Origin of the sequence: Alkanindiges illinoisensis, from assembly GCF_004377485.1 — a bacterium.
In the GTDB taxonomy this organism is placed as follows: domain Bacteria; phylum Pseudomonadota; class Gammaproteobacteria; order Pseudomonadales; family Moraxellaceae; genus Alkanindiges; species Alkanindiges illinoisensis_A.
The window spans coordinates 1-7,773 of sequence record NZ_SNTY01000043.1; the positions used below are offsets into that span (position 1 = coordinate 1).

The window sequence follows — 7,773 nt, forward strand, 5'->3', positions numbered from 1 at the left end:
CAATCAATTTTATTGCTTCAACTTTAAATTCTGCGGTGTAAGTCTTCTGTTTCTTGCTCATGGTAAACTCCTGATGAGTGTCTATAGTTTACCAAGTTAAAACCTCCTGTTTTCTCAGCACACATCAGTAGTACCAGGTTTCCATGCTGGATAACCTGTTGGATAACGCCCGGCGTTTACTTGTTGATCATTTAGTGTTTTTGGAGTCTTGCTAACTGATCTTTCATCCACACGCACTAACCCATCTCTATCCGTTACTTGCCCTGCATTGATGTTTTCTGCTCGATGGGTTTTACCTGGCTGAAAGTCTCTTATCGCTGCGTTACCATAACCCACATTTTCAGCATTAAAGTTATTCTCAACAACTTGTTTCTGCCGCACAGCTTCTGCCGCTTTTGCTTCCCTCGATGCTAAACTTGCCCCCTTGACAGCACCTGCCCCTACCGCCGTTAATGCCAGGTCTGTACCACTTTCTGGCAGTAGTAACTCGGCTGCGACATAGCCAACTCCTGCTATATAATAGCTGGCTCCCGTTCTTGGCTTTTCACCAACGATATAATCTTTTACGGCAGATTTAGCCGGTATCAGTACTTTTTGTGCGGCGCTTAGCTGTAGCTTATTATATTGACTACCGCAAGCCCCATACGTTATGCCCTGACATTGTCTTTGCGCATATCTTAGAAACTCAATCTGCCTGGCTGTTCCGGCGCCAAGATTATTGGTTTCGTTAAGTGCGCCTGACACTTCGGTTGCTATTTTTAATCGTTGCAACTGTAGTGCCATTTCTTTCATCTCAGCCGATGAGTCACTGCTGAGTATATTTTTTAGATGCGCCTCAACACAGGCGCTATTGCCAGTCTGGGCACAAAGGTTGAGGGCGTCGTCCAAGGTTTTATCTGCTGCTCTTAAGTCAAGCACAGCTTTGGTGATACAGGTTCGGTCACTGGGTGTGCAGGCCTGAAGTTTTTTATTGATAATGGCCAACGTCTGCCGGGTTTGATAATTTTCCTCCACTGCATTTTGTGCGGCCTGCCCCGATTGCACCGTACTACCAATATCCCCTGTAGAGGCACCTACACCTGAGGCAACCAGTCCAGTAATGGCACTGATGGTTGATTTCTCATCTGCAGTTAAATTCTTTGCGTCTTTACCATACAGATAGTGCGATAGCACAGGAGCAGCAGCTTCTGCTCCACCAGCTGCTAGTCCTGCACTCAATGCATCATTACCACCTGCTGCTGCAACCGCTGCACCCAGTACCGTATGTGCCAGAATATGGGCAGCACTGCCTTCCGCATCTTTACCTTTAAAGTACTGACCAATCTCATAGCTGGCTGCTGGGCTTAAAGTGGCTGCGGCGATTCCTACTGCACTCGTAGTCGGCGCTGATAAGCCTGCTGATACACTATCCAGAATTAAACTTAAACGTTGCAGGTCTTTTTGTCTGGCTACATAGTCAGCATTACTAATGTCACCATTTTCATACTGCTATTTGGCCTTATCCATCAGACCATTAATTTATGCCTTGGCTTCCTGGCGGTTTTCATCAAAGTGCCTGGTCACGCCAACCTGAGTATTAATCTCAGCCTGTACCTTATCCTTATCGAAGTGATTGACCAGTGCCCCGCTCTATTCTCCGGCATTATCAGTGGTTGTACTGGTTAAGATATCAGACTTGATCTGCTCTGCCGTTTTCCCTGTTAACTGTTGCTGTGCGGCTTCATTATTAATGGTGATGTTTTTGGTATTAATGCCACTCCGGGTAATGCTTTGTTGGTTATACTCATTGGCTGCCTATAACCACCTCCTTGACCGCACTGCAGAAATTGTCATGAGTTGTGATAACAAACCAAAGCAGTCAGCAATTTCACTACCTATTACTATTGAGCCTATGATCCGCTATCGTCTTAATGACGAACTCATGAGCCAGCCCGTGCATGCCCGGCTAAATCAGAAAAAGACTGAGATTGAGTCCATTAATGATGCAATTTTTTATCAGCAGTTATCTTCTTTAAAACATTTAACGCTTGAAGTGCTTGGCATCAATGGACAAACCTATCGGTTTAAGTTTGATTTAAAAGAATTTCTCAAAATTAAAAAACAACTGGGCACACAATGTGCTAACCCAATCCGTTGAGTATTAAGTATTTTAAGTTACAGTTTACACGGCAGGACTTAAGGATTATCTCACTGATTTATTTTAGGTGATCATTAACTTATACAAACGAAGTCACTTAAAACCTCATTTAGCATTTGTCCCCCTTTACGATTAATCAGTCTGGCTGACATACCAAAGTTGCTTGGGCCTTGTACATCAGCCAGTGGGGTATCACCAATAAATAGCACCTCCTCGGCTGTACATCCCAACTGATCAATCAGGTGCTGATATATTCGTGGATCAGGTTTAATCGCACCTACTTCATAGCTCCACGCATAGGCATCAAGGCGTGGCAACATGGGATAGACTGCCTGACCGTAAGGGTGAGCCAGATTAGAGCATAGGGCAATCTTAACACCGGTCTGGCTTAGCTGATTTAAGGTTGAGAGGGTATCTGGATACAGGCTGATGGATTGCAGTTCAGCAGCAAGATCGCTGTACAATGCTGCCAGTAGATCATCAGGCAGGGTCATGCCAAACCGGGCTGCCACGTCCTCAAAACTCAACGGCTGCGACATGATCACAGCGGCATCAGCAGGCTGTGGGCTACGGCCCTGCTCTTTCATCCACTGCAACAATTTTTTATATGGTGCGCGTTTATCACCGATATGCACCAGTGTGCCAAACACATCAAATGCAACCACTGCTATTTTAGTAGGGACAGACATACACAGGCCTTTTAATGCTGATTCAATCGTTGCTTTGCTGCCTTGATAAGCGGGGTTAACTGGGGGCATGGCCCGGCCTGATGAAACACACCGTGCGCATCCACCTGCATACGCATCACATTCTGGTTTTCAAGCGCTGCAATTTCAATTAAGTCTGCCAGCATTTGTTCACCCATCTGTGCTCTTAATGCCCGCGCTTGTTCTTGAGTCATGCCTGTGGTCGAAGGTTGCTTGTTCATCAATACACCTCTACGTTGTTGTTAGCACCCCATCGGGTGGGATTAGCGATGCGGGTCGACGTGATCATAGATGAGATGGTGGACTTAATGGCGATGATCATCGCTAGCCTTATTCCAGGTCTTCCTCATCTTCCAGATCCTCTACATCTTCTACGACGTCATGCTGTTTTAGGATCATTTTCATCAGCTGGAGGTTTGAATCGATGATTTTTATATCCCGATCCAGATCCTCGGTTATCGGGGTCAGATATTTCCTCAGGTGAGGATGTTCAATCATCAGGTCACCCAGAAAAAACTCACTGCTTCTCTTTTCACGCTGTTGCTTTAATAAATCAGCTTTCTTCTGTTCAAATGCCTGCGTAAGAATTGAGATCCGCATGGATTCTTTTAAGTGAATCAAATCCTCTGTTTCTACATAGCTAAGGCAGTGTTTGGTTGATTTGGCCGGATCAACCCGCAGGTAGTTGGCCTTGACTAAGAGGCGCAGGCCCTTGTACAGCATTCTTCGACGATTCTCCGCATCGTAGCTTTGTTGCAACCCTAACTTTTCCCAGAAATCCTTTGCTCGCCAATTGATGATTTCGTGCTTTTCAAAGATATCAGCAAATTCTTTGTAAAAGGGAAGGATCGTCTGTGCCATGATAATCTCTAAATGCCAGTATACAGTAACGAAGTTAGTGAAGTTTAAATGTCTTAATTTAGTCCGTGAATATTCAGTAACGGTAGCGTTAAGTGCACTTTTTCAGGTTTTTTTGAATACGGGGCCTGACGCTGTCATAGTGGGTAGTGATATCAACTTTACCGTTCTTATAAAATTTGAAGTTCATATGTTGACCACTGGCTTGTCCTTCATCGATGGTATAACCGTAAAGTTCCAATATATTTCCTTTTTCTTCAACACCCAATACCCCGTGATGATGGTAACCATCCGATGAAAAACCACTTTTGTTTATGTATGCAGGCTCTTTACAGTCATCCCACTTGCCCCAGTACTTTTTTGGAATAACAGAGGATGGCTCCGAGTAGGCATATTGACCGTTATAACCCTGCTCTTCCAGACTGCAGTTAGAAGCAGCACTGACCAAAATCTTATTCCCTAAAAAGCTTATATTTGTCTGGCAGAGGCTAGCCGGATTTTCTTCATCATACGCATTGTCTGGAACAGTGAACATGACCTGCTGATGATCTTCAATACTTTTCGACTCAGATGCCACAATGAAGCGGATATCGCCAGTTTGAGGACGTTGCATAATAAGCTGGTATTGATAGATGCCAGCATGTTGATAAACACTGATATTGAGCTTTTTTTCCCTTACTCCAATATAAGTCCCTAGTTGAACAGGGACAGCCTGTGCCAGGCAAGGAATTAGTAAAGCCCCTAAAAAATATAAATTTTTCATCATTACACTGCCTAAAAATTGGTGGCTTCCCTGTTTTTTTGCTGAGAAGACTGTTGCTGTTGATAGCGTGCCCTGGCTCGATTAAATCCTTGCGTTGCATATTCAACGTAAATATGAAAATCCAGATGCGGTGAATTCACACTAATCACATCATGGTTGGGAGTCGAAAATTCTGTCAGCTGATTTCCCACGAAAGGTGCAACGACACGAATGACCTTATATTTGCGTGCTTTGACATAGGCGACCAGTTGGCGATAGGTATCATGCCCCATTTTATTGGATTCACTAAAGGTCATGGATACGCACACCAGTTTGTTATTGGCATCAAAGGCAAAGCTGGTTGACTGCAGTCCTTCGATATCAAATCCTGAACCATCATTTTCCAATATTGGCCCACCAGCATACGACTCACCATCCAGAACGTTGTAATTGCTCAATCTGGCTTTAACCGAATCAAATGTAGAATCACCAAGCTTAAAACCCAGAACAGGTGTTCCCTTTAATGCGGGGTTATCTTCTGGCGCAATTGCTGCTACTTTTGGTTCTTTTAAAGGCGCGTCTGATGAAGTTTGACCGCTTTTGTTGTTACTGGCCTCATTAGTGTCACTTGCTTGGGATGATTTTGAACAACCTATCAGGCCAGCTAAACTTAAAATAATGGCAACACTTATATGCTTGTTCAAAAACTTCATTCCCGCTTTAAAATAAACTTGCCCAGTAATCATTAAAAATTTTGAGCTGTGAAAAAATAAATATGATTAATTTGCGTTGATCATAGTTAAGATATCTAATGATCAACGCCCTTAAATGATGAATATGGTCTATTCAGTAATCACACATATACCAGCCGTCTTTGTTATCCCAGATCACACGGCCAGATTCCAAAGGCGTTTGTTTATAAATTGCCCTTGTGCCTGATTCAATGGAATTGCCATTTAACCAGCCCTTTAAATTGATTTTTAGATTGCTACGGTCATTAGAGATTGCCTCTAAACTGCCAATTGCCATCCCTTGTATGGTTTTATACTGTGGCTCTCCCAGTACAATCAGGCCTGTGTAGATTCCCAACTGGGTTTCTTTACAGATGGTGTGGCCGATATCATTAATAGTGGGTGGATTAGCCGCTATGTAGCGCTGGTGGTTAGCTGCACGTTCAAGTTCAGCGCGCCGCAGTTCCTGATAATATTCCTGCTGTCTTTGCTGATTGCGTGCCTGTATTTGTTGTTCTCTGGCAGCGCTTTGGGCGTTGGCACTGGCTGTAACCGCATCAATTACCCGGGTTTTGACAGTGACAAGTACCATGGTGGTAGAGCCAATACCGCTCATTCGGGAATACTGTGGTTCAATGGCAACGTTCCAGTCACCTCCTGCTTTTGCACACTTGAATGTGCCCATACGCTCCCTGACCATGGCATATCTGGGCAGTTCATACACATCCTTTTTTAATTCTTTAAAGGTTGTTTGAGCTACCTGACTAAAATGTCCACCCTGACTTAAACAGAGCTTTTCCATATAAGCCCATGGCAGGAAAGCATCCGAGAAATTATCAACAGTGTTTGACATAGCATACACTGCTATGATGGATTCCTTGCCCAAGCCTTCTTTGCCATTGAGGTTTTTAGCCATAATTACCTCATTGGGTGAGTTGAACTTGCTCATGTCCTGAGGTTTGATATTTTCAGGTGTGGCACAACCTGCTAAACCGGCTATTATGCCAAGGGTAACAATATTTTTTACGGACATGAGTAATTATTCCTAAAGTAGATTGGTTTTTATCGTTTTAATGCAGTGGCTTCATCAATCACACGGGTTTTCATAATGATGATGGCATTTACCCTGTTCCCCGCAGGATAAGTAGGTTCATCAAATTCTTTAGCAGTTTGTGGTTCAATAGAAACAAACCAGGTTTGAGTGTCACTTAAACACTTAAAGGTACCTATTTTTGCTTCTATGCCAGGTCTTCTAGTGACCTGATCTGGATCTTGTGTTAATTCTCTGCGTGTACTGGGTGCAATTTGATTAAAGAATCCATTTTGACTAATACAGAGATTTTCCATGAGCTTATAAGGCGCAATCTCCCGCTTAGCCACATCTGGGTAAGTATTCCAGTAATTTCCAGCGATACTATAGCCTGCATACGGTTTACGATGGTAAACCTCCATACCATTCCCATCTCTTCCATTAAGCCTTAGCTTATCAATGACTTCCTGTGGGGAGTGATACTTCACCATATCGGTTGGCGTAGATATTACGTATCCACCGTGGTTATAGGCATCTACAAGGGTAGTACAGCCTTGCAAGCCTAATATGGCTCCAGCGGCTCCAAACAATATTAGATTTTTTACTTGCATCAAGTAGTTCCTGCAATCACCAAATTTTGTTGGTAAATATCTCTGACAAATTATAAGTAAAAGCTTTGCTCCCAAAACAGTTGCAAAATATCATGCACCTAAAATAGATGCAATGAACAATTTCAAGTTATCAATACATTCACCTCAACATAAGTGGTTAAGAGAATACTTTGTGCAAAGGCGCAAAGAACTCGGCTTATCGCAACGAGCATTTGCTGTTCGCTTAAATGTGGTTTATTCGTTCGTTGGAAAAATAGAAACTGGTGATCGTCGTTTAGATATGTTTGAATTTATAAATTATTGTGAGGCGCTGGAAGTTGATCCGATTAAAGTAATCGAAGAAATTAGAAATAATTTTTATAAGAACTAATTCAATAAACGCTTTTGTTTCAGCCATTCGTTAACTGGTTAAAGAGTTTTTTACGAAGATTTCTTAAATCGAGACTAGATTAAATCTTTAGAGTTTCCTTGACTCCAACTGCGATTTGAACCTCAGTGACTAGCCAGTCCCGTTTAGTTAAATGTCCTGATGCGCGACAATCAGGGTTTTATCTCCATGATTATAATAGGCCAGTCCACCATGATCACTACGCTCATCCATTGCGTACTTGACCACATTATAGTTCTTCAGCTCATCGAGCGTGTCTGATCCGGGATTGCGTAGACGCGCATAGCTGTTCTTGTTGGCTTCAATGAGCTGCTTGATATTGGCCATAATAATATTTCTAAAAAAGGGTAAGCGATAAAATGTCAGGTGGTGGTATTAGAAAAATACCACGTGATGATTAGTCCCAATGGCCGTAATCACATCATAAGTGGCCAAGCCATAAGTGGTTGGATACTGGAAGGTTTGCTCATGCTGCATATTGCCTAAAGCATCCAGACTTTCAGCCTTGGACTGGCCATTAATATAGGTGTCTAAAATGGTGTATTCACTGGTAAAGGCAACATTAACAA

General features: G+C 42.9%; 12 protein-coding genes. 2 read left to right on the forward strand and 10 right to left on the reverse strand.

The genetic code is table 11. The features are described from left to right. Positions 1-114 precede the first annotated feature (114 nt). On the reverse strand, positions 115-1,413 hold the full coding sequence (locus E2B99_RS14905; RefSeq protein WP_430981475.1) for a VENN motif pre-toxin domain-containing protein: 1,299 nt from the start codon (positions 1,411-1,413) through the stop codon (positions 115-117). A 199-nt stretch (positions 1,414-1,612) separates the two neighbouring features. On the opposite strand from E2B99_RS14905, the gene E2B99_RS10110 reads away from it, so the two are divergent. Then, positions 1,613-2,137, forward strand: coding sequence for a hypothetical protein (locus tag E2B99_RS10110; protein WP_134244841.1), 525 nt, complete (start codon positions 1,613-1,615; stop codon positions 2,135-2,137). 74 nt (positions 2,138-2,211) lie between these two features. Here E2B99_RS10110 and E2B99_RS10115 read toward each other — a convergent pair whose 3' ends face one another. From E2B99_RS10115 to E2B99_RS10145, 7 genes are all read right to left on the reverse strand, one after another. Then, the gene (locus tag E2B99_RS10115) at positions 2,212-2,826 is read right to left on the reverse strand and encodes an HAD family hydrolase (protein WP_134244842.1); all 615 of its coding nucleotides are present in this window, start codon (positions 2,824-2,826) and stop codon (positions 2,212-2,214) included. Positions 2,827-2,837: 11 nt separating this feature from the next. Continuing rightward, positions 2,838-3,065 carry a hypothetical protein gene (locus E2B99_RS10120; protein WP_134244843.1) on the reverse strand — a complete coding sequence of 76 codons (228 nt, stop codon included), beginning with the start codon at positions 3,063-3,065 and terminating at the stop codon, positions 2,838-2,840. Positions 3,066-3,174: 109 nt separating this feature from the next. Further along, positions 3,175-3,705: a hypothetical protein gene (locus E2B99_RS10125; RefSeq protein WP_134244844.1), complete on the reverse strand. Its 531-nt coding sequence runs from the start codon at positions 3,703-3,705 to the stop codon at positions 3,175-3,177. An 88-nt stretch (positions 3,706-3,793) separates the two neighbouring features. Then, entirely contained in the window at positions 3,794-4,468 is a 675-nt protein-coding gene (locus E2B99_RS10130) for a hypothetical protein (protein ID WP_134244845.1), read from the reverse strand. A gap of 8 nt (positions 4,469-4,476) precedes the next feature. Next, on the reverse strand, positions 4,477-5,157 hold the full coding sequence (locus E2B99_RS10135; protein WP_134244850.1) for a hypothetical protein: 681 nt from the start codon (positions 5,155-5,157) through the stop codon (positions 4,477-4,479). A 133-nt stretch (positions 5,158-5,290) separates the two neighbouring features. Beyond that, positions 5,291-6,208: a hypothetical protein gene (locus E2B99_RS10140; protein ID WP_134244846.1), complete on the reverse strand. Its 918-nt coding sequence runs from the start codon at positions 6,206-6,208 to the stop codon at positions 5,291-5,293. A gap of 29 nt (positions 6,209-6,237) precedes the next feature. Further along, positions 6,238-6,816 (reverse strand): hypothetical protein, encoded by a 579-nt coding sequence (locus tag E2B99_RS10145; protein ID WP_134244847.1) that lies wholly within the window; start codon positions 6,814-6,816, stop codon positions 6,238-6,240. A 112-nt stretch (positions 6,817-6,928) separates the two neighbouring features. Between E2B99_RS10145 and E2B99_RS10150 the strand changes: the two genes are divergently transcribed. After that, positions 6,929-7,186 (forward strand): helix-turn-helix domain-containing protein, encoded by a 258-nt coding sequence (locus E2B99_RS10150; RefSeq protein ID WP_134244848.1) that lies wholly within the window; start codon positions 6,929-6,931, stop codon positions 7,184-7,186. Positions 7,187-7,333: 147 nt separating this feature from the next. Here the strand turns inward: E2B99_RS10150 and E2B99_RS10155 are convergent, their stop codons facing one another. After that, on the reverse strand, positions 7,334-7,531 hold the full coding sequence (locus E2B99_RS10155) for a hypothetical protein (protein ID WP_134244849.1): 198 nt from the start codon (positions 7,529-7,531) through the stop codon (positions 7,334-7,336). Between the two features lie 48 nt (positions 7,532-7,579). Next, on the reverse strand, positions 7,580-7,773 hold a 194-nt coding region (locus E2B99_RS14625; RefSeq protein WP_166739035.1), incomplete at its 5' end, for a hypothetical protein.

Coding starts and splice junctions, on each gene's coding strand:
- E2B99_RS10115 (WP_134244842.1), bottom strand. CDS start 2,826: ATGTCTGTCCCTACTAAAATAGCAGTGGTTGCATTTGATGTGTTTGGC.
- E2B99_RS10120 (WP_134244843.1), bottom strand. CDS start 3,065: ATGAACAAGCAACCTTCGACCACAGGCATGACTCAAGAACAAGCGCGG.
- E2B99_RS10125 (WP_134244844.1), bottom strand. CDS start 3,705: ATGGCACAGACGATCCTTCCCTTTTACAAAGAATTTGCTGATATCTTT.
- E2B99_RS10130 (WP_134244845.1), bottom strand. CDS start 4,468: ATGATGAAAAATTTATATTTTTTAGGGGCTTTACTAATTCCTTGCCTG.
- E2B99_RS10135 (WP_134244850.1), bottom strand. CDS start 5,157: ATGAAGTTTTTGAACAAGCATATAAGTGTTGCCATTATTTTAAGTTTA.
- E2B99_RS10140 (WP_134244846.1), bottom strand. CDS start 6,208: ATGTCCGTAAAAAATATTGTTACCCTTGGCATAATAGCCGGTTTAGCA.
- E2B99_RS10145 (WP_134244847.1), bottom strand. CDS start 6,816: ATGCAAGTAAAAAATCTAATATTGTTTGGAGCCGCTGGAGCCATATTA.
- E2B99_RS10150 (WP_134244848.1), top strand. CDS start 6,929: ATGAACAATTTCAAGTTATCAATACATTCACCTCAACATAAGTGGTTA.
- E2B99_RS10155 (WP_134244849.1), bottom strand. CDS start 7,531: ATGGCCAATATCAAGCAGCTCATTGAAGCCAACAAGAACAGCTATGCG.